Source organism: Rhizobium sp. WYJ-E13, from assembly GCF_018987265.1.
Taxonomy (GTDB): Bacteria; Pseudomonadota; Alphaproteobacteria; order Rhizobiales; family Rhizobiaceae; genus Rhizobium.
This window is the reverse complement of record NZ_CP076855.1, coordinates 328,161-349,947: the sequence shown is the minus strand read 5'-3', so window position 1 is coordinate 349,947 and position 21,787 is coordinate 328,161. Positions and strand designations below refer to the sequence as shown.

The 21,787-nt window shown below is 56.5% G+C and carries 18 protein-coding genes; 8 read left to right on the top strand and 10 right to left on the bottom strand.

Annotation, left to right across the window (positions count from 1 at the left end):
* Window positions 1-552: 552 nt before the first annotated feature.
* The 4 genes from KQ933_RS33040 to KQ933_RS33025 are packed head-to-tail and all read left to right on the top strand — an operon-like array spanning window position 553 to window position 5,249.
* Window positions 553-1,734 (top strand): ABC transporter substrate-binding protein, encoded by a 1,182-nt coding sequence (locus KQ933_RS33040; protein ID WP_216761109.1) that lies wholly within the window; start codon window positions 553-555, stop codon window positions 1,732-1,734.
* A 27-nt stretch (window positions 1,735-1,761) separates the two neighbouring features.
* Complete coding sequence (locus tag KQ933_RS33035) at window positions 1,762-3,678, top strand: ABC transporter permease (protein ID WP_216761108.1); 1,917 nt, start codon at window positions 1,762-1,764, stop codon at window positions 3,676-3,678.
* A complete protein-coding gene (locus KQ933_RS33030) occupies window positions 3,665-4,477 on the top strand; it encodes an ABC transporter ATP-binding protein (protein ID WP_216761107.1) in 813 nt (270 codons plus the stop codon). Before KQ933_RS33035 ends, KQ933_RS33030 begins: the two co-directional genes overlap by 14 nt.
* Window positions 4,464-5,249 carry an ABC transporter ATP-binding protein gene (locus KQ933_RS33025; RefSeq protein WP_216761106.1) on the top strand — a complete coding sequence of 262 codons (786 nt, stop codon included), beginning with the start codon at window positions 4,464-4,466 and terminating at the stop codon, window positions 5,247-5,249. Before KQ933_RS33030 ends, KQ933_RS33025 begins: the two co-directional genes overlap by 14 nt.
* 9 nt (window positions 5,250-5,258) lie before the next feature.
* Here the strand turns inward: KQ933_RS33025 and KQ933_RS33020 are convergent, their stop codons facing one another.
* The 5 genes from KQ933_RS33020 to KQ933_RS33000 all read right to left on the bottom strand — a co-directional run bounded on the left by KQ933_RS33020 (window position 5,259) and on the right by KQ933_RS33000 (window position 10,352).
* Entirely contained in the window at window positions 5,259-5,774 is a 516-nt protein-coding gene (locus KQ933_RS33020; RefSeq protein WP_216761105.1) for a MarR family winged helix-turn-helix transcriptional regulator, read from the bottom strand.
* A 101-nt stretch (window positions 5,775-5,875) separates the two neighbouring features.
* Window positions 5,876-6,847, bottom strand: coding sequence for a PDR/VanB family oxidoreductase (locus tag KQ933_RS33015; RefSeq protein WP_216761104.1), 972 nt, complete (start codon window positions 6,845-6,847; stop codon window positions 5,876-5,878).
* Between the two features lie 93 nt (window positions 6,848-6,940).
* Window positions 6,941-8,368, bottom strand: a complete 1,428-nt coding sequence (locus KQ933_RS33010) for an aldehyde dehydrogenase family protein (RefSeq protein ID WP_216761103.1) — start codon at window positions 8,366-8,368, stop codon at window positions 6,941-6,943.
* Window positions 8,369-8,425: 57 nt separating this feature from the next.
* A complete protein-coding gene (locus tag KQ933_RS33005; RefSeq protein ID WP_216761102.1) occupies window positions 8,426-9,004 on the bottom strand; it encodes a DUF533 domain-containing protein in 579 nt (192 codons plus the stop codon).
* Window positions 9,005-9,062: 58 nt separating this feature from the next.
* A complete protein-coding gene (locus KQ933_RS33000; protein ID WP_216761101.1) occupies window positions 9,063-10,352 on the bottom strand; it encodes a Rieske 2Fe-2S domain-containing protein in 1,290 nt (429 codons plus the stop codon).
* 100 nt (window positions 10,353-10,452) lie between these two features.
* Here KQ933_RS33000 and KQ933_RS32995 point away from each other — a divergent pair, with 100 nt between their 5' ends.
* The 3 genes from KQ933_RS32995 (at window position 10,453) to KQ933_RS32985 (ending at window position 14,246) form a co-directional block, all read left to right on the top strand.
* Window positions 10,453-11,211 carry an SDR family NAD(P)-dependent oxidoreductase gene (locus KQ933_RS32995; protein WP_216761100.1) on the top strand — a complete coding sequence of 253 codons (759 nt, stop codon included), beginning with the start codon at window positions 10,453-10,455 and terminating at the stop codon, window positions 11,209-11,211.
* A gap of 170 nt (window positions 11,212-11,381) precedes the next feature.
* A complete protein-coding gene (locus KQ933_RS32990) occupies window positions 11,382-12,374 on the top strand; it encodes an ABC transporter substrate-binding protein (RefSeq protein WP_216761099.1) in 993 nt (330 codons plus the stop codon).
* Between the two features lie 660 nt (window positions 12,375-13,034).
* Window positions 13,035-14,246 carry a cytochrome P450 gene (locus tag KQ933_RS32985; protein WP_216761098.1) on the top strand — a complete coding sequence of 404 codons (1,212 nt, stop codon included), beginning with the start codon at window positions 13,035-13,037 and terminating at the stop codon, window positions 14,244-14,246.
* Window positions 14,247-14,701: 455 nt separating this feature from the next.
* Here KQ933_RS32985 and KQ933_RS32980 read toward each other — a convergent pair whose 3' ends face one another.
* From KQ933_RS32980 to KQ933_RS32960, 5 genes are read right to left on the bottom strand one after another with little or no spacing between them, the layout of a single operon-like run.
* On the bottom strand, window positions 14,702-16,186 hold the full coding sequence (locus KQ933_RS32980; protein ID WP_216761097.1) for an aldehyde dehydrogenase family protein: 1,485 nt from the start codon (window positions 16,184-16,186) through the stop codon (window positions 14,702-14,704).
* Between the two features lie 54 nt (window positions 16,187-16,240).
* Window positions 16,241-17,050, bottom strand: a complete 810-nt coding sequence (locus tag KQ933_RS32975; RefSeq protein WP_216761096.1) for an ABC transporter permease — start codon at window positions 17,048-17,050, stop codon at window positions 16,241-16,243.
* A complete protein-coding gene (locus KQ933_RS32970; RefSeq protein ID WP_216761095.1) occupies window positions 17,032-17,808 on the bottom strand; it encodes an ABC transporter permease in 777 nt (258 codons plus the stop codon). Before KQ933_RS32970 ends, KQ933_RS32975 begins: the two co-directional genes overlap by 19 nt.
* A 4-nt stretch (window positions 17,809-17,812) precedes the next feature.
* Window positions 17,813-18,787, bottom strand: coding sequence for an ABC transporter substrate-binding protein (locus KQ933_RS32965; RefSeq protein WP_216761094.1), 975 nt, complete (start codon window positions 18,785-18,787; stop codon window positions 17,813-17,815).
* Window positions 18,788-18,813: 26 nt separating this feature from the next.
* Complete coding sequence (locus tag KQ933_RS32960) at window positions 18,814-19,620, bottom strand: ABC transporter ATP-binding protein (RefSeq protein WP_216761093.1); 807 nt, start codon at window positions 19,618-19,620, stop codon at window positions 18,814-18,816.
* Window positions 19,621-19,862: 242 nt separating this feature from the next.
* On the opposite strand from KQ933_RS32960, the gene KQ933_RS32955 reads away from it, so the two are divergent.
* The gene (locus KQ933_RS32955; protein WP_253958480.1) at window positions 19,863-21,647 is read left to right on the top strand and encodes a thiamine pyrophosphate-binding protein; all 1,785 of its coding nucleotides are present in this window, start codon (window positions 19,863-19,865) and stop codon (window positions 21,645-21,647) included.
* Window positions 21,648-21,787 lie beyond the last annotated feature (140 nt).

Sequence of the window (21,787 nt, the reverse complement as noted above, 5' to 3'; positions counted from 1 at the left end):
GCTCGGCCTCCGGAGGCCACTTTCGGAAGCGGTCGAAAGGCTTTCCAACAATGAGAACGAATTTTCAGTGACTTACGGCGGCGGCAGTTCATGGATGATGATCTCGGCAAGCAGATTCCAACTCATCGCGTTACAGGGTAGGAACCTCGCGATATGTCCTCCGTCGGCACTCGAAAGGAGAATCACATTTACTTAGGCTCCTAACTTAATGGCGTATTCAAGCTCGAATTCGCCCTGATGCCGTTTGGTGCGCCGCGTTGGGACGGCAAGCCAGAAATTGATGTTTTAACCATTGGCACGCGGTGGTTGTTAGGCTTAAAAGCCGGCAAACACATGGATATCCCCTCCGCTTCGTCCCACCATCCGCTGGAGTGAAACGTTCAATTTTCCAGTTTCAGGTCGAGTTGCTGACTTCTGCATTTTTTTCCTCGACATCAATCAAAACCTCGTCATAATGCATCAATTAGAAGCCTAAGTATTTTTGGCTTCGTGATCTGTTCCAGGCGAGGAGGCTATGGGGAGGTCACTCACAAGAAAAGGGGAGGACCATTAATGATCGCCAAGCTGTTGCGAATCGCTGGATTTGCCATCATCGCCGTGCACTGTCTTTCAACGGGTCAAGCGCGGGCGTCCGACGCATTCGAGATCGATGTTGTCCTTCCGCTGACCGGGGGAGCATCCTTTCTCGGCAAGGCCGAGCAAGAAGCCTTCATGCTCTATGAGAAACTTGTTTCGGAAAGCGGGGGCATACATGGAAAGCCCCTTAAATTCGTCTTTCACGACGACCAGTCAAATCCGCAGACTGCGGTTCAGCTTACAAACAAGATCAAGGCCGCAAGCCCGCCAGTAATCATAGGCTCCACCTTGGCCGGCATTTGCAATGCGATGGCACCATTGGTCAAGAAGGGTCCGGTAATGTACTGTTTGTCCCCGGCCCTTCGGCCTCAGACGGGAGGTTTCGTTTTTAGCTCCAGCGTTTCGACGGTTGGACTGAGTGAAGCATTGCTGCGTTATTTTGGTGAGCGTGGCTGGAAGAAGATCGGCCTGATCACATCGACCGACGCTTCCGGTCAGGATGCTTATAAGATCATCACTTCACTTGCTGGGAAGGGCGACTATGCCGACATGTCCATCGTTGAAGACGCGAAGTTCAACCCCACCGATGTGAGCGCCTCGGCCCAAGTCCAGAGAATTAAGGGTGCTGATCCGGACGCTGTTATAGTCTGGACGACAGGCGGCCCTGTCGGAACCGTTCTCAAGGCTATTCGGGACGCAGGACTGGACAAGCCTATTGGCACCACGGACGGCAACATGACCTTCGCGCAGATGACGCAATATGCGCCGTTCATGCCGAAAGAGCTTTATATTCCTGCGCCGCAGTGGCTTGAAGCGAATACCCTTGGTCAATCAGAGCAGGCCGTCACGGCAAAGCACGCGTTCTTCCGGTCATTTAAGGACGCGAACCTCGTTCCGGACGGCTCCGCGACGTTTGCATGGGATCCGGCGCTTGTCGTGACTGAAGCGCTACGTCAACTTCCCGAAGGCGCGTCCGCGGAGCAGTTGCGTGACCATATCAACAGCATGCAGGGTATCGGCGGCATTAATGGAGTCTACGATTTTAAGAAGGACCCGCAACGTGGTCTCGACAAATCAAACGTAGTCGTGACCATTTGGGATCCGGGCATCAAGAACTGGAAGGCGGTTAGCGACTTGGGTGGCATCCCGCTCAAGTAATGAACCTTAAATCAAAGGATCTCACCAATGGCTGAGTTTCTCCAGATATGCATTGGCGGCCTGCTGGTCGGCACGATCTATGCCCTGATCGCCCTCGGATTCTCTCTGATCCACCGCGTGACAGGTGCGATCAACCTTGCCCAGGGCGGCTTCGCCCTCGTCGGTGCACTGATCGGTTATACATTCAATCAGTCTCTGGGCTTTCCTCTGGCGATTTCTCTTGTCGCCGCCGTGCTGACGACCACGGCGGCAGGAACGTTGCTCGGTGCCTTCACATTCGTCCCCGCCTTACGCTCACTCTCCAACGCCAACCTTCTTATGCTGACCGTCGGCATCCTCACGATGCTCGAAGGGTTCGTGCTCGTCGCTTGGGGAAGCCAGCCCTACACATTGCCACCGTTTACAGGAGAAGAACCATTCGGTTTTGGACAGATCCATGTCCCCAGTCAGGCGTTCTGGATCTTCGGCACTGCGATCGTCGTCGTCCTCTGCCTGTGGTTCCTGGTCAACAGAACGCGACTTGGCCGATCACTGCGTGCCTGTGCGGAGCACCAGAATGCCGCCACGCTGGTGGGTATCGACGTCCCCCGGATGGCGATATTCAGCTTTGGACTGGCGACCATGATCGCTTCGGTCGCGGGTGTGGTGGTCGCGCCGACGACAACGTTGCAATTCAATTCCGGATCGCTTTTTACCATCTCCGGATTCATCGCAGTGGTAATCGGCGGGGTCTCATCATTCCCAGGCGCGATTGCGGGCGGAATTCTACTCGGCCTCATCACCCAACTGGCAACAGCATACGTATCCTCCCTCTTCAGCAGCGCCGTCGCACTATTCATCCTCCTCGTCGTCCTGATCTATGCCCCCACAGGAATCATCCCTTCCCGGGTCGTGCGTCGTCAGGACGTGCGGGACGACAATAGGGTGACGAACCACATCACCCGGCTCGCTCCGCAGATCGTGTGGCCGGCGGCGGCATTCGGCGTGGCATTCGTCATCGCTCTGCCTTGGATGATCGATCTGACAGTCATTTCCAGTCTGACAATGGCCGCGATCATATTCATCGCGTTGATCGGACTGGACCTGCTGATGGGCTATACTGGTCAAGTTAGCCTCGGCCAGGCAGGGTTCATGGCTATTGGTGGCTATGTCGCCGGGTATATGACGATCAACTACGAAGTAGAACCGATACTTGGCATTCTGGTCGGTATCGCCTTGTCATTACTCTGCGCGCTCGTGCTCTCGTTGGTCACGCTAAGGCTCCGAGGACTGTATCTTGCGCTGGCAACTCTCGCCTTCGGCCTTCTGATTGACTCCTTCGCCATCGGGCTCGTCGATATCACCGGAGGCCCATCTGGAATGGTTGGCATCCCGAGCTTCTCGATAGGGCCGATCGATTTCAGCAGCCCGCTGCGGATGTACTACCTTGTTGCCGGCGTGAACATTGTCATCCTCTTCGTTCTGTTCGGAGCGTTGCGTTCGAGCTTCGGGCGGGCGCTTCAGGCTATCCGCACCGACCAGATGGCGGCAAGCGCACTTGGTATCAACATTGTCAGATACAAACTTGTCGTGTTCCTGATCAGCGCGGCCCTGGCATCTCTGTCGGGAAGTCTGATGGCATTCTCTTTCAATTTCCTGGCTCCGGAGATGATCGGCAGCGCAAGGTCATTGGAGCTGGTTGCGATGTTGGTTATAGGAGGCGAAGGCACTCTTGTTGGACCAGCTTTCGGCAGCATCTTGATGACATTGCTTCCGACCCTGTTCCAGCCGCTGGCGATCTACAAGACATTCTTCAGCGGGACGCTGCTGATCATATGCTTCCTTTACCTACCTCAAGGAATCTACGGCTCGATCGTACATGCGTTGAACCGGGCCGCGAGGCTCTTCGAGGTGGGCTTTCGCGGCAAAGCGCTGCTGAGTGGAGTTGCAAATGACCGGCGATAGACGAGGCATTTACCCTCAAGCCAATGGAAACATCCTCGAGGTTCGAGGGCTCTCGAAGCGGTTCGGCGGCTTGAAAGCAACCGATAACATCAGCTTCGTGGTTCCTGCCGGAACCATCACGGCTTTGATTGGTCCGAACGGAGCCGGGAAGACCACGGTTTTCAATCTGCTGACCAACATTTTTCCGAGCGACGCCGGCGAGGTACGGTATGATGGGATAGATATTCGCGGCCGCAGCGCTACGAAAATCGCCGATTTGGGTCTGATAAGGACATTTCAGTCGGCACGAGTTTTTCCCGGACTGACCGTTCTTGAGAACGTGCTCGTCGGTCGGCATCGGCTGGTTAGGCATTCCGGCTTCAGTCAGATGTTCTGGACGCCGTCGAGCCGTCGAGAAGAACATCGCCTTCGCGGCAAGGCGATCGAGTTGCTGGACCTCGTTGGGTTGGCTCGCTTGGCTGACATGCATGCTATAGACCTGCCGATGGGCAATCAGAAGCTTCTCGACGTTATCAGAGCGTTGATGGGTCAGCCCAAGCTTCTTTGCCTGGACGAGCCGGCAGCCGGTCTCAACGACAGCGAAACCGAAGAACTTGCCACGCTGCTAAGGGCTGTACGGACTGCAGGCATTTCCGTTCTGGTGGTGGAACACAACATGTCGCTGGTCATGAACGTCGCCGACCACGTCGTCGTGCTTGATGCCGGTTCGGTGATCGCGGCAGGCTCGCCTGGGGAGGTACAGCAAGACCCGAAGGTGATAGGAGCCTACTTGGGGAGGCAAGAACATGCCGTTGCTTGAACTACGGAAGGTTTCGCTAGGCTACGCGCGCACCGCAGTGCTTGAACAGGTATCCATTCACCTGGACGAAGGTGAAATCGTCACTTTAGTGGGAGCCAACGGAGCTGGAAAAAGCACTATCGCCAAAACCGTCTCCGGTATCGTCAGACCTCTAAGTGGCGACGTCCTGCTTGATGGCAAATCTGTCGCGGGTATGACGGCCGCACAACGCCTCCGCCTCGGAGTCGCGCATGTACCTGAAGGGCGACAAATCTTCAGCGGAATGTCTGTTTCGGAAAATCTGATGCTCGGGGCGCATAGCCTGGCGGCGACCGACCAAACAGCATTGCAGGAGAGAATGGAATTCGTCTTCCGTCTCTTTCCGGTCTTGAAGCCGCGACTAAGCGATATCGCAGGAAATTTCTCGGGTGGGCAGCAGCAGATGCTTGCCATCGCGCGGGGTCTTATGTCGAAACCGCGCCTTCTAGTTCTGGACGAGCCCTCTTTGGGCGTCGCGCCTCTTCTGGTCGCGGAAATATTTGAGTTGATCAAGAAACTCCGCGACCAGGGAATTTCGATCTTGCTTGCCGAGCAAAACGCGCGGCAAGCGCTCAGCATCGCCGACCGGGGCTATGTCCTGGAAAACGGCGCGATCTCCATTTCGGGCCTGGCGGCAACCTTGGCAGAGTCTCCGGATATCGCCGAACGATACCTTGGCGTGGGAACCGGTGCATCTGTTTCTTCAGAGCGCAGCGACCGGATGGCTGCAAGACTCACGATAGCAATCTCATAGAACAGATTTTCAGAATGTCGGATCCATGTCCGATTGACCCGGTCCGCTTTCAACGCCAAGCCGTCGTCTGAGATTGTCCTGTACGAGGCCGACCAGTGTCAGAAGAGACTCACGTTCCCTGGCGGAGAAACCGTCAAAGGAATCTTCAGTAATCTCCCGGGCGAACGGCAGCAGTTCGTGCTTGAGCGCATGGCCACGATCAGTGAGGTAAACGTTCATCTTGCGATTGTCTTCGGGATTGCGAATCCGACGCACGAACCCGGCCTCGAGCATCGACTTAATCGCCGAAAGCGTGGTCGGTTCCATGGTCCCGACGACCACCGAAAGTTCCTTTTGCGTAAGTCCGTCTTGATCCCAGAGCGCGCGAAGGAAGTACCATTGCCCAAGGGTCACCCCATACGGCTCAATCTTTTGCTGGAGATTCCGCTGGAACAGCCTGTGGGTCAGCCTGATCTGATATCCCACACTTTCCTCGAATGGCAGCGACGCCGGACTGCCGTTTCGAAGGTGTTCGCTACTGTCCATTCCATTCCTCTTTGGGTTCTCGATTTTTTCCGCCGATAATGCTGCCTACTTTAACCTCGGACCCAGTTTCGATCCAGATAATTCGTGACCTAAGTAATTCGTCAGATATCGAGGACGATCTCGTCGGATCTTGCCCTGGAAACGCACACCATGATCTCCGTCTTCTTCTCCTGCTCGGATAGAACGAGGTCGCGATGCTCCGGATCGCCAGCGAGGAAACGCACGCGACACGTTCCGCACGTACCGCTCTCGCAAGAGCTTGGGACACGATGTCCATTGAGCCGCAGCGTATCGAGAATAGAGACTCCCGGCTCGACATTGAAGCACTCGCCGCTTGCGGCAAGGCGGATGGTAAATGCGGTATCGTCAGCACGGGCCGTTGCCACTGCCCCGAAGTCTTCAAAGTGCAGGGCGTCATCAGACCAGAACCCTGTCATGTCCTTTACGGCGTTCATCAGTGGTTGTGGACCGCAGCAGTAGAGGTGCGCCCCTCTCGGTTCGCCGAGTATCGGCCAAAGATCGAAGGCCTGCTCCGGATCGCCGTTGTCGTGATGGATGACAACCTTGCCTTTGAAGCGATGATCGGCAAATTCCTCACGAAATGCAGTGAGATCAGGAGAGCGGGTGAAATAGTACAGGCGGAAGTTCGTCTTACCCTGGGCCAGGAGATGGTAGATCATCGATCGTATCGGCGTTATCCCGATGCCTCCGGCGACGAAAAGGTAACTCCTGGGTTCGCGAGCCGACATCTCGAAATTATTCGCAGGAGGAGAAACATCGATGTGATCGCCCTCTGCGACTTCGTCAACGAGGCTTACGGACCCCCCGCGGCCATTGATTTCCCGCTTGACCGCAAGAACGTATCTTTCGCGCTCAATTGGCGGATTCGTGATTGAATACCGGCGCTTCTGGCCGTTCGGCAGCGAGACTGTCAGGTGGGAACCTGGCGTGAACGCGGGGAGTTCCTTCCCTTCCGTGTGTCGCAGTTCAAACTGATGTATTCCGACAGCGATCTCCCGCTTCGAAGTCACCTTCAGTCGCAGTGTCGCCGCTTCGCTTGTTGTTTTTGACATATCTATATCATTCTCCCGGCTCGTGAGCGCCCAAGCAAGGTCTTCTCCAGCGGTTGTTTCATTGAACGCAGTTTGAATAACGACGTTTTTGCCTTATCCGAGGAACGTCGACAGCGTCTGGGCTTCCGAATACTCGAGAATACCTTCGATGCCGGACTTCCTACCGATACCGCTCTGCTTCATGCCGCCATAGGGTGCCCGCCTGTTAACTGCCTCGGTGCCATGAGCATTCACAAAAACTGTTCCTGCTTCGAAGCGACGCGCTATCTTGGCCGCACTCTCCACATCGGCACTCCAAATAGAAGCGCCGAGCGCAAAAACCGACTGGTTGGCCCGATCCACCGCATCGTCGATATCCGTATACTTCGAAACAGGAATTGCAGGGCAGAACTGCTCGTCAACGATGAGCTCGACGTCATCCGACACCGAGGTAACGACGGTCGGCTGCATAAAATAGCCTCCCCCGTCGGCGACGGAGGGGTCGATCGATCCGAGCCGAATGACCTCGGCTCCCGCAGCTTCGGCATCCGCGACAAGTCGGGTCGCGCGATCGAGGGACTTGCGAGTGTGCAGCGGCCCCATCGTGACCCCGTCACGCAAGCCGTTCCCCAGCACCATCCGGTCGACAGACCGGGAAAAGCGATCGAGGAACCTGCCCTCAATCTTGGCGGGCACATAGATCCGCTTGATCGCCATGCATATTTGACCAGACATACGAAAGACGGCGCGGGCCATTCTATCCATCGTTTCATCGGTGAGATCGAGGTCGGGGAGAATGACTGCAGGATCGTTGCCGCCAAGTTCCAGCGTCAAGCTTTTGATCGTGTCGGCTGCCCCTGCCATGATTCGGCGCGCAGCGGGGATACTCCCTGTGAAGGCAATTTTTCCTACGTCCGGATGGCGCGTGAGGGCGTCACCAATCTCCTCCGGATAACCGGTCACAATATTTACCAATCCACGGGGCAGTCGCTCCGCGAACATCCGAACGGACCACATGAGCGTCAGCGGGCAGGACTCCGGTGGTTTAAGAACGACAGCGTTCCCAGCAAGGAGCGCTGACACGAGTTGGCCGAACCCAAGGCTCAAAGGTGCGTTCCAGGGAACGATCGAAGCAACGACACCGAATGGCCGATAGGATACCTTGGTCTGACCGTTTGCATTCTCGAAGAATTTCCCGGCATCGAGTTCCGGAGCAAGCCCAAAAGCAAGCTCCTGTCGCGCGGGTATCGCTTTGATCTCTCCAAGAGCTTCGGAAAGAACCTTGCCGTTCTCCCTGACAAGCAACACCGCTCGCTCTTCGACGTCCTTTCGCAGCGTATCGATGGCCATCGAAAGAATCTCCGCTCTCGTGCAGAAGCTCTTGCTGCCCCATTCCTTCTGCGCCGACTTCGCAACAGTGACGGCCGCCTGGACGTCGCGCGGCGTCGCACGCGGGACGAACCCGACAACCTCGTCCGGAGTAGCTGGATTTCGAACTTCGATCCAATCGGACACGATAACGTCTTCGCCGTCGATGAGCATCGGAAGCCTCGTAGGCTCCCAGATGCCTTCCGCAATCTTTATAACCTGATCCATAGGTCACCTCCTCCGTGCGATCACGACTTCGATCTGGTCGGTCAGAGCCTGCTCCAAACCAAGCCGTGCCGCGAGCATCTTGAGGTAATGTTCGGAGAGCTCGTCGCTTGCATCAATTGCCAGGCGCGAAGCTGTGTAGAGTTCCACCGTCTCCGCCCTTGTCCAGTGGCGCCGTGTCATATGCTCGATCATCATCGGCCGTAGAATTTCTTCACGCACCATCCTTATATTGCTGTCGCGATCAGCTTCGGCCTCCAGAAGAGAGGCAATCGCCTTCAGGTCTTCTTCGTTAAAGCGCTGGTCAGACTTGGCGGCAGCGATCGAGGCTGCAACGAGAAGCTCTGCAAAAGCGCCTACGTCCTTGCTTGGGCTAGCCCTGCTGGAAGTCTGATCGACGGCGTCTGTCGCCTCCCTGGCAAGATGCTCGATGGCGGCGAAAGCCCGTGCTCCATCGGGTCTTGGAAAATCTGGACATCCGCTGGGCTTCAGTCTTGCAAATGCCGCCGACAATTCATTGTCAGCCGGCGCCGGTTCTTTCGAACAGAGATCGAAGAACCGGTCGAGGGTATAAAGTGCGTCCATGCTGCGCTCTTCTATTGGCTGGGGTTGGGGACCGGAGTCTTGCCGAACCAGGCGGTTGTCACTCCGCAGCGGCGGCTGTTGCACTACCGGCCTTGCCGAGATCCCGCCAATCGGTCGTTTTCGGAATTACGCCCTCAAACGAACGTAGTCCCGGTCGCGGTCCGCGCGAGGCCTGTGTTCCGATCGCCGGCTTCCCCTCCAGGAACTCCCGGACGGCCTTAACCATCGTCCGCCGGAACTCGACGATCGCCACATCGCTGGCGCCCAAGCGCTCTTCCGTACGGTTGGCCATCGACCCCATGGTTTCCCACATGACGATGTCTTGATGCGGAAAGCCGGATATTCCCGTAAAGTCTCCCAATCGCATCTTTTGACGGTCCTGGCCGTAATTGTTTTCACGGGTGTCGACCTTGCGGTAGGTTTCATCTAGCTCAATTCCGACACGCATGCGGGTGAACTTTCTCCAGGCCTCCTGATCGACTCCAGGCCCGCTTTCCGTCCAGGCTATGATATAGAGTACCGAGTTTTCATCGTCGGTCGGAGCGTTCATCTGCGAGACGTTGTAGACGTTGTTGGGCGGAATGAGCACTGTGAACGGGGCAACAAAATGCGTGATTCGCACGTAATCGTGAGTCGCCGAATTCTTGATCGGCCTTCGGATCGCGGCGTATTTGAAACCGTAGTCCGTGGGCTCCGGCTGCAGACGCGGCGCTTTGTCGGTCGACGGTCGCTGCCAGGCGGTTCCCGTGGCAGTCGAACTACCGACCATCGCGGGCGGCATATCGGTGGAATGCAGGCTCGAGCTGTGGGCGGAATCGATGGCTCCTTCGAGACACTGGGCCCAGTTTGCCTTTACATGCACTTTAAGAATGCTGACCTTTGTCTCCGGCGTCGGCGCAAATAGCGGCGGCTCGAACTCCGGCATGCGTGACTTGTCGCCCATATACACCCAGATGAACCCACCGGCCTCTCTTGTGGGATACGCCGTGTGCTTGATCTTGTCCTTGAAGGTACTTTCCGGCGGCTCCGAGGCCATTTCCAGTACCGTGCCTTCCACATCGATTTTCCAGCCATGATAGAGGCAACGTAAGCCGCACTCCTCGTTACGTCCAAAGAACAGCGACGCCCGTCGGTGCGGACAAAACTCCCCGACGATACCAACACGTCCGTCGCTATCGCGGAATGCCACGAGGTCCTCTCCGAGCAGCCGCACACGCACCGGATCGCAGTCGTTTGAAGGAACCTCCTCCGACAGACAAGCGGGCAACCAAAATTCTCTCATCAGCTTGCCCATTGGGGCCTCACCTTCGACGCGGCAGATCAAATCGTTTTCTTCTGCGGTAAGCATTGCTCCTCCAAAAAATTCTTAGCTTCCTAAGTTGTTCAGGATATGCCATGTTGCCCCGGATGTCGAGTGCCGAATTGCTCGACCGCCACAGGAGAAAATCATGGACAGATTGAAGGGTAAGGTTGTAATCGTAACAGGCGCAGCGTCCGGGATCGGCGCCGTCTTCAGCCAGGCACTTGCCGCCGAAGGCGCTCAACTAATTCTGGCTGACATTGCCAATGGCGAAGGCACCGCCGATGCAATCGTCCGCAACGGGGGATTGGCCCGCTTTGTCTCCACGGATGTCTCCGACAAAGATTCGGTCGGCGAAATGGTCGCCACCGCCGTTTCGGAATTCGGGCGGATCGATGGGCTTGTCAACAATGCCGCGATCTTCGCGAGCCTGAATAAGAAGCCTTTCTTGGAGATCGATCCGTCGGAGTGGGACAAGGTGATGGACGTCAACGTTCGCGGGCCTTTCCTATGCTCACAGGCGGTCGCTCCTCATATGATCTCGCAAAATCACGGGAAGATCTTGAACATCGCCTCGGGCACGGTGTTCAAAGGCATGGCCGGCATGCTGCACTACGTGTCCTCCAAGGGAGCCGTCGTGGCTATGACGCGATGCCTCGCGCGTGAACTCGGTGCCAGCGGCGTATGCGTTAACGCCATCGCGCCAGGGCTCACGATGAGTGAGAATGTCGCAACCAATCCGACATGGCAGGGCAAAGGTGCGGAAGCCACAGTAGCGTCCCGCGCAATCCCGCGCTCTCAGGTACCAGCGGACCTCATTGGCGCGCTCCTTTTCTTCTGCTCGCAAGATAGCGACTTCGTAACTGGGCAGACACTCGTCGTCGACGGCGGTGCCGTCATGAAGTAACGAAAGCCGGCATCAAGCGATTACATGTTTTGCGGGCATTTCGCTATCTTAGAGTGCAATATCGGCCCGTTTCGCCGCGCCAATTACTTAGGTAGCTAAACTATAATCTCAGCAAATCGGCTGCAAGCGCACCTGGCGCCTGTGCATTGCACGTCAAAACAGGAGAAAAAATGTCAGCCATAACCCTTTCACTGGCTATGGGAGACTACGACAGGACCCGCGCAATATTCGATGGCCGCGTGAGGATCGAAGGGGTCAATCCTTCCTGTATCCTGCTGTCGCCTGAAGAGATGTTCTTTCGGGCCTTCCGACAGTCCGCTTTCGATATAAGCGAGCTCTCACTGTCGTCCTACTGCATTTCCATTGCCCGATCGAACCCGGAATACATCGCCATTCCCGTATTTCTATCCCGGGCGTTCCGGCATACTTCTGTATACGTTCGGAAAGACCGGGGCATTCGCGACGCCGCCCTTCTGAGAGGACGGCGTGTCGGTATCGCAGAATATCAATTGACTGCCAACGTTTGGCTTCGCGGCATATTGCAGGACCGATATGGCGTGAAACCGTCCGAGATTATCTGGGTACGTGGGGGAATGAACGAGCCCGGACGTCCCGAAAAGATAAATGTGGAGCTACCCCAAGATCTGACAGTGATCCCAGCTCCCGCCGGTGCAACCCTCAACGAGATGTTGGCCTGCGGAGATATCGATGCGTTCATCGGCCCGCGCTCGCCTAAATGTTTCGACGAGGGCGACCCCAATATCTCGCGTCTTTTTGCGGATACCATTTCCGAGGCCGAAGATTATTACCGTGACACGAAGATCTTTCCGATCATGCATGTTGTCGGTATCCGCCGCAGTCTCGCCGCGACACACCCGTGGCTTCCGGCATCGCTGTTCAAGGCATTTGCCTCTGCCAAGAAAGTTGCCGAAGATGCCCTCCTCGACACATCTGCAAACAAGGTCACTTTGCCGTTTATCGAGGAGCTCGTAGGCCGAACACGAGCGCTTATGGGTTCGGATGCGTGGACCTACGGCGTTGAAAGCAATCATCATGTTCTGGAGACGTTTCTTCGCTATCATCATGAACAGGGCTTGTCTCCCCGTCGGGTGCAGGTCGACGAGCTTTTTCACCCGTCTAGCTTCGAGACATACTCACTGTAAGCAGGAAGGTTTCATCATCCGTTTGCTCGGCTGTTTCGACGTGCCCGGCGAGGCAATCCTCGTCAGGCATGCCCTTTAAAGAGCCTCTTCTCGAAAGTCATCGTGTTCCTTGTCAGCCTGCGGGGCCACTCGTCCGCAGGTCCGACCATGTGCTTTCCATAAGGATTCCGCGTCGTACCTATTTGATCCGTTGGCCCCAGCGATTTGCGTATCCGATGTGTCGCTCACACGTTTTCAGCTGGAGCAAGCTCCGGCTGAGTGCTTCGTCGACGCTTAATCCCAAGAGCCTGGATACAGGCCGAAGACAAAAGTAGGGCCTACGGAAGAAGCGGCTTCAGGTCGGCCAACAAGCCTGGCCACCATCGTCTGGAGTCGCCCAGCGCGGCGACAATCGTCGCATGATAGGACAGTGACGCGCATCCGCAAAATCGTTTGGCCCCTGGCCTCCGTCATAGAAACACGTTCTCACATAGGTTATCTGTTAGTCCCATCCGACCGATACGCGAACCTCATCGAAGGCTTCCGATCGTGTGTCGCGGCACAAGCGCAAAGCATGCCGACACGATTACAATGGGCTGCATCTGCAATCATCTGTCTCGTTCACGGTGTCAAAGGAAAACAAATCCTCCTTATGCTAGAGCGCAACGGAGGCCAGGATCAATGCTGCAATATGCGGACGACTTCGATTTCACCACTCTTTCTTATTCAGAGCTCGACGCCAATCCTCACGAAACATTCCGTGCGGCGCGCGCCCGAATGCCCTTCTTTAGACGCAGCGATGGCGTGTATTTAGTCCTGCGGGCGAAAGACGTCGAACGTCTCTTCACCCATCCTGGAACTCGTCAGGTGGAAACGGAACTTATGAACCTGCGCGGCGTGTCCACGGGACCGCTTTACGAGTTGATAAGCTCGAGTATGCTGTTTTCGAATGACGACGTTCATCGAAATCGGCGCAGCCCTCTCACACGGCAATTTGCGTTTCGTATGATCGAAGAAATGCGCCCCAAGATCAGGGACGAGGCTCGTCGGCTTCTGGAAGGCGTCGCGCCGGATGCCGCTCTCGAAATCCGCGATCAGTTTGCGGCACTTCTGCCGGCCAGAACGATTGCCTCACTCCTTGGAATAGAGGCCTGCGATGTTCCGCATTTTACCAGCCTGGTTTATCGGGTAGCCCGCGCTTTTACCCACACGTGGACTGTTGATCATCTTTTGGACATGAATGAAGCTGCGGCAGAACTCAGCGCCTACGTTGAAGGCCTGGTGAATGATCGCCGTATGAATCCGCGCGGCGACCTCATATCCAGTTATATACAAGCCGTCGCGGCGTCTGGAACCCTTTCTGCTCGTGAAGAGATTCAACAACTGGTGACGGTAATCATCGGAGGCAGCGATACAACGCGCGCGGCGATGGTTTTCCTCGTGTCCCTACTATTGCAGAACACGGAGCAATTGAACGCGATCAAGGCTGACACGAGGCTCGTCCATTCGGCCGTTCTCGAATCCTTGCGGCTTGAGCCTGCAGTGGCGTCGGTCCCGCGGTTTGCCACCGAGGACCTTGTTCTCGACGGGAGCACCATTCCTGAGGGTTCCATCGTAGCTCTCTCCACAATGTCTGCGCTGCGCGATCCGGAGCGCTTCGAAAATCCCGATCGCTTCGATATCAACAGAGAGCATTCAAGATGGCACGCGGTATTCGGTGGCGGGCCGCACCGATGCCTGGGAGAGGCTCTCGCTAAGGCAGAGCTCGAAGAGGGCATAAGTGCGTTACTGGAGAAGATGCCAGGAATGACGGTTGTTGGAAACTATCCGGCAGCCCACGGTCATGCTGGTATCAGGCGGGTCGACCAACTGGTCGTGACGAGCGGCCTGTAATCTCGTGCGACTATTCCCCGCGCCAGCCCTTCCTTTTCCCGCTGCAGGTGGGTGGAATGGTGTGGCCAACGATGATTGGTTCTTGCAGCATAGACCACCATCAGGATCGGTCCTGCCAGCACAACCTATGGTGCAAATCGACGTGCGAAACCCGATCTGCACCAGCATTCGCGTTGCATCATATTCCACCTTTTCACCACGCCTTATTTTGGAGGACACCGCTATCGGATCTGATAAGAACCGGACATCCAATATGCCCCATAGCATCTTGCGTAGAAATGTCCTTTGTGCACGTCATGAAGAGCCGCCATCTCTACCTAAACGGAAAGCACGCGGCTGCGTCCACTACTATCAGCCATGCCTGCCGCCTTTGGATTGGGACCGAAGACGCCGGAAGCCGCACGCGCTATCTTTCAACATAGAAGCAGCAGTTAGAATTCCTCGAGCAAGGTGGCTCAGGGCTGGAAGGTCACATTGATGTTTTTCACGTCCGTGCAATCCAGCAATTCGCTGATGGATTCTTCGCGCCCAAGCCCCGACTGCTTCGTTCCGCCGAACGGCGCGCCAAGGAAATGGGCGCTGGTGTTATTGATCCAAACATAACCGGCTTCGACCTCGTGGGCCAACCGGTGAGCGGTCGACAGGTTCGACGTCCATATGGCGGCCGTCAAGCCGAAGTCGACAGCGTTGACATCCTTCATCAGCGCGACTTCGTCTTCCCATTTTAGAACGGCCAGCACCGGCCCGAACACCTCTTCCTTTGCGAGCGTCATCGACTGGGTCACATCGGCAAAAACCGTTGGAAGGATGTAAAATCCATCGGACAGGCCCGGTTCCGCGGGCGCCTCCGCCCCCGTCACCAATCTGGCGCCCTCCTCCTTCGCGGATCTAATATGGGACCAGACCTTGTCTCTATGCTCCCTACTGATTAGGGATCCCATTTCGGTCGTATCATCTGTCGGCAAGCCTGGCCTGATCCTCTCTACTGCCGCCTTTACCCGCTCGATGACCGCATCGTGAATGTCGGAGTGCAGGAAGGCACGAGACGTCGATCCACAGGACTGACCGCACCAAGCGAAATTCATTCCCTTCACGATCCCCTCGGCCACCTTATCCGGGTCGGCGTCCGCGCATGCAATCAGTGCATTTTTGCCACCGAGTTCCAGGGTGACTTTCTTCATGCCCGCTGCGGCCCCCTTCAGGATCGCCCTTCCAGTTGGAACCGACCCGATCAATCCAATCTTCGCAACCTTTGGATGTGTAACGAGAGCTTCACCGCATTCGCGCCCGCCAGACAACACCGTAAGAACACCCGGCGGGAAAAGGTCACCGAGCAGTTCGGCCAGCCTCAAAGACGAGAGCGGGGCCTGATCCGGGGACTTCACAATGACCGAATTCCCGGCCGCGAGAGGCGCTGCGATTTTCATTCCGGCGAAAAGCATCGGGTGGTTGAACGCGCTGATCCGGACAATTACCCCTAAAGGTTCGCGTACGGAGTAGTTCAAGACGCCATCCCCCATGGGAATAGTGTCACCCTTTATTTCCGTGATCAGTCCGGCGTAATAGTCGATCGTGGCAGCAGCGATGTCTACGTCTTTCAGCAGTTCCTTCACAGGATTGCCGCCGTCGGCAGCATCGATCAGAGCGAGTTCGCGTCGATGGGCGCGGATTACATCGGCAGAGCGCCTAAGGATTTTGCAACGCTCCAGTGGCTTTACGCCGCGCCATATCTTGAAACCCGAATAGGCGGCCCGAACGGCTTCATCGACATCGTCGGCATCCGCCCAGGACACGTGCCCTAACTCTTCCTGGTTTGCCGGGCTTCTAACCGATCGGAGACCACCGCTCTTCGCCTTATGCCATCCACCCGCGTAGTATAGACTGCGGTTCTTTGGCAAAGCATCATGAACTTCATCAGAGTATTTTTTGGCGTATGACATTCCGTCACCCTGTCCTTGTGTAATTCTTTGCCGCATCAAGGCAGCAGCCAGGCCCTACTTCGCCCCTGACATTCTGCGCATGATCGCCGCCACCAGGCCATCCATGGCGGCATTGGCGGCCATGACGATCGCGAACGTAATGATCAGGATCGCGTACATGTCCGGTATCCTCATTGCGTTGTAGTGTTGGATAATCAGGTAGCCCAAGCCTTGGTTCGACAGCTTTATCTCAGCCAGGAGCGTGCCGACAAACGCGACCCCAAGAGCCAGCCGCAAGGCGGTGACAACGGGAGCGACGAGCGAAGGCAGGAAGACCTTGGTTAACAGTTGCATCCGTGTCGCGTTGAAAGAAAACGCCACCCGAATATGTACCCCGTTGATTTGTTGGACGCCTCGGTAGGTTGCCATGGCAACAGGGAAGAACGCCGAAATTGACGCCATCGCGATCTTGGATCCCATGCCGACGCCGAATCCGAGTAGAAGGATCGGGAGGAATACGATCTTTGGGGTCGGCGCCAGATAGTTGACCCATGGACTCAGGAGCCGTGCCAGCGGCCAGCTAAGCCCAAAGGCAACACCCGTGGCTATCCCGAGAGATGCCCCGACCAACAAACCGCAGATGACCTCCGTCGCAGTGACCGCAAGATGTGGATAGAAGCTGCTGTCGAGTAATGTGGTCACCAAACGTTGGAGCACGATCACGGACGAAGGAACCACTCCCTCAAACAATATCCCGGAGCGGGCAACCATTTCGTATCCGATCCCCAGAATGAGGACCGTGACGATCCGGATTGTGGCGACCTTGGACAATTTCGCGGATCGCGCGGGAATTGCGACGGCGGGGATCACCGGGGTGTCAGCCAACGTTCCAACCTTTCGAGCATATTGAAGAACAGCACACTTGCGATAATGACAAAGCACACCGCGGCATAGGTCCCGGGCAGATCGTATCGGTCATAGAGGTCCCCGATCAGATAACCGAGCCCGCCAATGCTGATAAGGAACTCGATCGCGACCGTATTGATCAGCGTGTAGACAAGAGCCAGTCGAAGGCCCGTCATGATTGACGGAATTGCAGCCGGGAGAATGACCTTCCAGGCCATCTGCCGATCGGTCATGTTAAAACTGCGGGCGACCTTGATGTAGATCGGAGGAGTCCGGTTCAGGCCCGTATAGGTGTTCAGAACGATCGGGACGATGCCCACGATGAAGCTCATTATGACGATTGTCTGGACGCCACGACCAAAGACCACGAGAAACAGCGGATAAAGCAGAATTATAGGAGCCGAGAACAGAGCCCCGAGCCAGCTTTCGTATGCCTGGCCGAACTCTTTATAGCGATAGAGTAACCATGCTGCGGGAATGCCCACAAGGAGCCCCGCAAGCGTGGCAACGAAGGCCATGGACACGGTGGTCGCGAATAGCGCTACAAGATGTTCCTCGCTTACCAATCGGGGCACTGCGGCAAGTATGTCGCTAGCGCGCGGTATGACAAACTCGGAGACCATTCCGGATGTGACGACAACCTGTATTCCGCACCCGACCGCCACGACCAGCAAGATATTCCCGGCCACGCACATGGCCTTGTCTGGCCATGTGCGTGGCTTCAACGCCGTATTCATCCAACTATCCCCCAATCGCCTGCTGAAGCTCTTTCGATACGGCCAGCATCTCGGATACTTTTTCAGGCGGTAATGGAGCGTTCAGTCGCTTGCTCTCGATCGCCTCAGCGATGTTCCTGTCCATTCCCCTGACCGGGAACAGTTGTACGGCTTCTCGTGGACAGCCTCGATCCCTTGCCTTCTTACCGGCCGCCAAGTCGAGCTGGTTCATTTTGCTCCACAGTTCAAGCGCCTCATCGGTGTCGTAAGCCCACTGGAATGTTTCTTGGTAGGCTTTCATGAATCGTTTAACGAGGTCAGGGTTCTCCTTGTAGAAGTCCCTGTTCACTATATTCACTCGAACGGTCTGATCCCTCACGCCCGCCACGTCGTTACCGGAAGCGATGACCCTGATCTGGCCAGTGGCTTCCCGGTCGAGACCTACTGGCACCACCGACCAGCCGATATCGACCTGGCCGGACATGACTTGGGTCATCGAGGCAGCAGGACCGCCCGCTGGAACCAACTTCGCGTCGGTGCCCGCTTCTTTGATAAGCGCTAAAGCGATGACGTTTGTGGACGATCCAGGCCGCGAGAATGCCACCGTCTTGCCTGCCGAGTCTCGAAATGTCTTGACTGGACTGTCGTGGCGAACAAACCAATAGAGGTCCGATGCGCCTGTCATAGATGCGCTCAATATCTCCACGGGCGCACCCTTCGCGTAAGCGCTGATTACCCCCAACGTGCCGGTCCCGATCGCGATATCCATGCTTCCTGCAATCACGGCCTGCTGGGAGTCCGCTCCGCCGTCCGTCCAGAGGATTTCGAGATCGATATCGTATTTCTTGAAGATGCCTTTGTCCCTACCGAGTTCGATGAGCGTCTGCTCCCAGGACCCCTTCTGGCTGTCCGCAACCCTGATGAGGTCAGCGGCTGACGCCCCGGACTGCAACATAAGAAAACCAACGAGGGCCGCACACTGCGCAATTCTGCAATTCATTATTTCCTCCCAATTGTTTAATTGACCTATTGAAGTTGGCGGTTTCTCTCGATCTCACTCTCCTGCAGAAACCGCGACGCTTCCTCCTTCAGATCCTGCCAGATGAGGCTGACGTAATCCCCAAATGCCTTATCCCCCATGCTGGCGGAGCTGCGCGGTCGCGGCAGGTCAATCGTGACGATCCTTTTGACCTGGCCGGGCCGATGCGACATCACGATCACCCGGTCGCTCATCTGAACCGCCTCGGTGATGTTGTGGGTAATGAGCAGTGTGGTCTGCTGAATGTCGCGCCAGATCTCGAGGATCTTGTCGCCCAGCAACAACCTGGTTTGTTCGTCCAGAGCTCCGAACGGTTCGTCCATCAACATTATGCGCGGCTGGAACGCGAGTGTACGGGCGATGGAAACCCGTTGACGCATGCCGCCTGAAAGCTCGGCTGGATGGTGGTTTTCGAAACCCGATAATCCAACGAGGTCCAGCAGTCTCTCAGCCCTGCGCCGACGCTCCGACGCTCCAACACCCCGAAGTTCCAGCGGCAACTCGATATTTTTCAGCGCGGTACGCCAGGGAAAAGTCGACTCTTCCTGGAACACTGTCCCGATGTCCGGATGCGGGCCTCGGATTTTCTTTCCGTCGACAATCACATCGCCGTCGTAGTCAGAGAGCATCCCTCCTATGATGTTGAATAAAGTGGACTTTCCACATCCACTCGGCCCGATGATCGAGACAAACTCGCCGTCTTCTATCGTGGCCGATATTTCGGACAGAATCGTCTTCTTGCTTCCATTCACGCCCCGAAACGACTTTGCGACATTGCGAATTTCAAGCGGCATTGGTCCTCCACCAGTGTCGATGCCGGTCCACGGTACTGAAAACACGCGCCGGAAAATACTTCGATATCGTAGTATTTGGTTTAATCTGGCCGCAGTGCGGGGGGCTGTCAAGCGTATTTCAGCTGTTTTTTCGCCATGACTTGGGGGGGGGCGGACTGCCGATATCGACTTGACATCAGCTTTTCATTAGGTTTCTAAGTTTTTTTGTATTCTTACTTTTGCCATGAATCGGGGAGGAAACATTGGGCAATTTTGAAAAGCTGGCACCTGAGCTCGAGGACGTAGAGCGCCCGGTTGCCAGCGGGCTGAAAAGCGTTTGGGGCAGCGACGTTTTTGCCGAAATGCTTCGAAAAATCGGCATTCGCTACGTCGCTTTGAATCCAGGATCCAGCTTTCGAGGGCTCCATGACAGTCTAGTCAACAGGCTGGGCAATGAGCATCCTCAGATGCTCCTATGCCTCCATGAGGAACATGCCGTAGCGATCGCACACGGTTTCGCCAAGGTGACAGGCGAACCGCTGGCCGTCATCCTGCACTCGAACGTCGGCCTTATGCATGGATCCATGGCGATATTCAACGCTTGGTGCGACCGGGTACCAATGCTTGTTTTCGGGGCAACAGGGCCTGTAGACGCCGCATTGCGCCGTCCATGGATCGACTGGTTGCATACGTCCCGCGATCAAGGCGCTCTCGTTCGCCACTTCGTTAAATGGGACGACCAGCCTGCATCGGTGGAGTCTGGAATAGAAGCCATCTTGAGAGCGAATATGATCTCGCGGACCGCGCCCTCAGGGCCGACATACGTCAATTTCGACGTATCTGTCCAAGAAAAAAAGCTGGACGCCTTACCCGAATTGCCGGACGTAACGCGGCATCGTCCGCCATTACCCGCCGCACCTTCCGCACAAGCTGTGGGGGAGGCCGCTCACGCGTTGGGAGCTGCAAAACGGGTTGTTGTTCTCGCCGGCAGGGTGTCTCGCAGTCCGAAGGACTGGGCGCGCCGAGTCGCCTTGGTCGAGGCACTCGGGGCTTCAGTTATCACCGACATCAAGGTCGGAGCGGCGTTCCCAACAGACCATCGCGCGCACTGCGCGAAACCCGCGCATTTTCTCGATGACGCGGCGATCACCACGCTCGCCGGCGCAGATGTGATCCTAAGCCTTGACTGGGTCGATCTCGCGGGGACGCTGAAACAAGCAAAGCAGAGAAAAGCCATTGTAATCCAAGTTTCGCAAGATCACGTTTTGCACAATGGCTGGGGAATGGAACACCAGTCGCTGCCTGCGGTGGATATCCACTTGGCTTGTGAGCCGGATGTGGCCGTTCACCTGCTTGCCGACGCGCTTGGCGTTGTCTCCGGAGAGGAACCAGCGGAACTTCCAGCACTGCCTGCGTTCAACGCGGTAGCCGAGGAAACTGAATTGGATGTTCTCGCCCTCGCCTCCGCACTCGGCGAGGCTCTTTCGAGCGAATGCATATCCATGGTGCGCCTGCCGCTGGGCTGGGCGGGGGAAGCCTGGCACTTCCGACATCCGCTCGACTACCTGGGGGGTGACGGTGGTGCGGGCATCGGGTCGGGACCGGGAATGCTGATCGGCGCCGCACTCGGGTTGCGTGGCACCGGCAGACTGGCCGTCGGAGTTCTGGGCGACGGGGATTTCATGATGGCAGCGTCTGCATTTTGGACGGCGGCACATTATCGAATTCCTTTCGTTGCTATAGTTGCAAACAATCGTTCGTTTTTCAATGATGAGGTGCATCAGGAACGCGTGGCAACGATGCGCGAGAGGCCGATCGAAAATAAGTGGATCGGACAACAGATCGCGGATCCCGACATCGCGATCGCCGAAATCGCACGGGCACAAGGTGTCGAAGGCATCGGCCCCGTCTCCACTGCGGGCGAACTCTCCTCGGCAGTTCGAAAGGCGGTTGAGATCGCCAAGGAAGGTCGTCCGGTCGTGATCGACGCGCGGGTCAAGCCCGGGTACAGCCCGAACATGGTGGCCGGATTGACGCGCGCCGATTGAGAGCGCGCCAGTTGAGCGCTGCGGCTCGGACGACCGGCTCAAAATAAGAACGCATTAATCTCACTCCGATCGGTTCTGGCATGACCTGCGGGAACGGATCGTTAGTCTATGACCACCAGCACTCCTCAGGGCGAATTTGG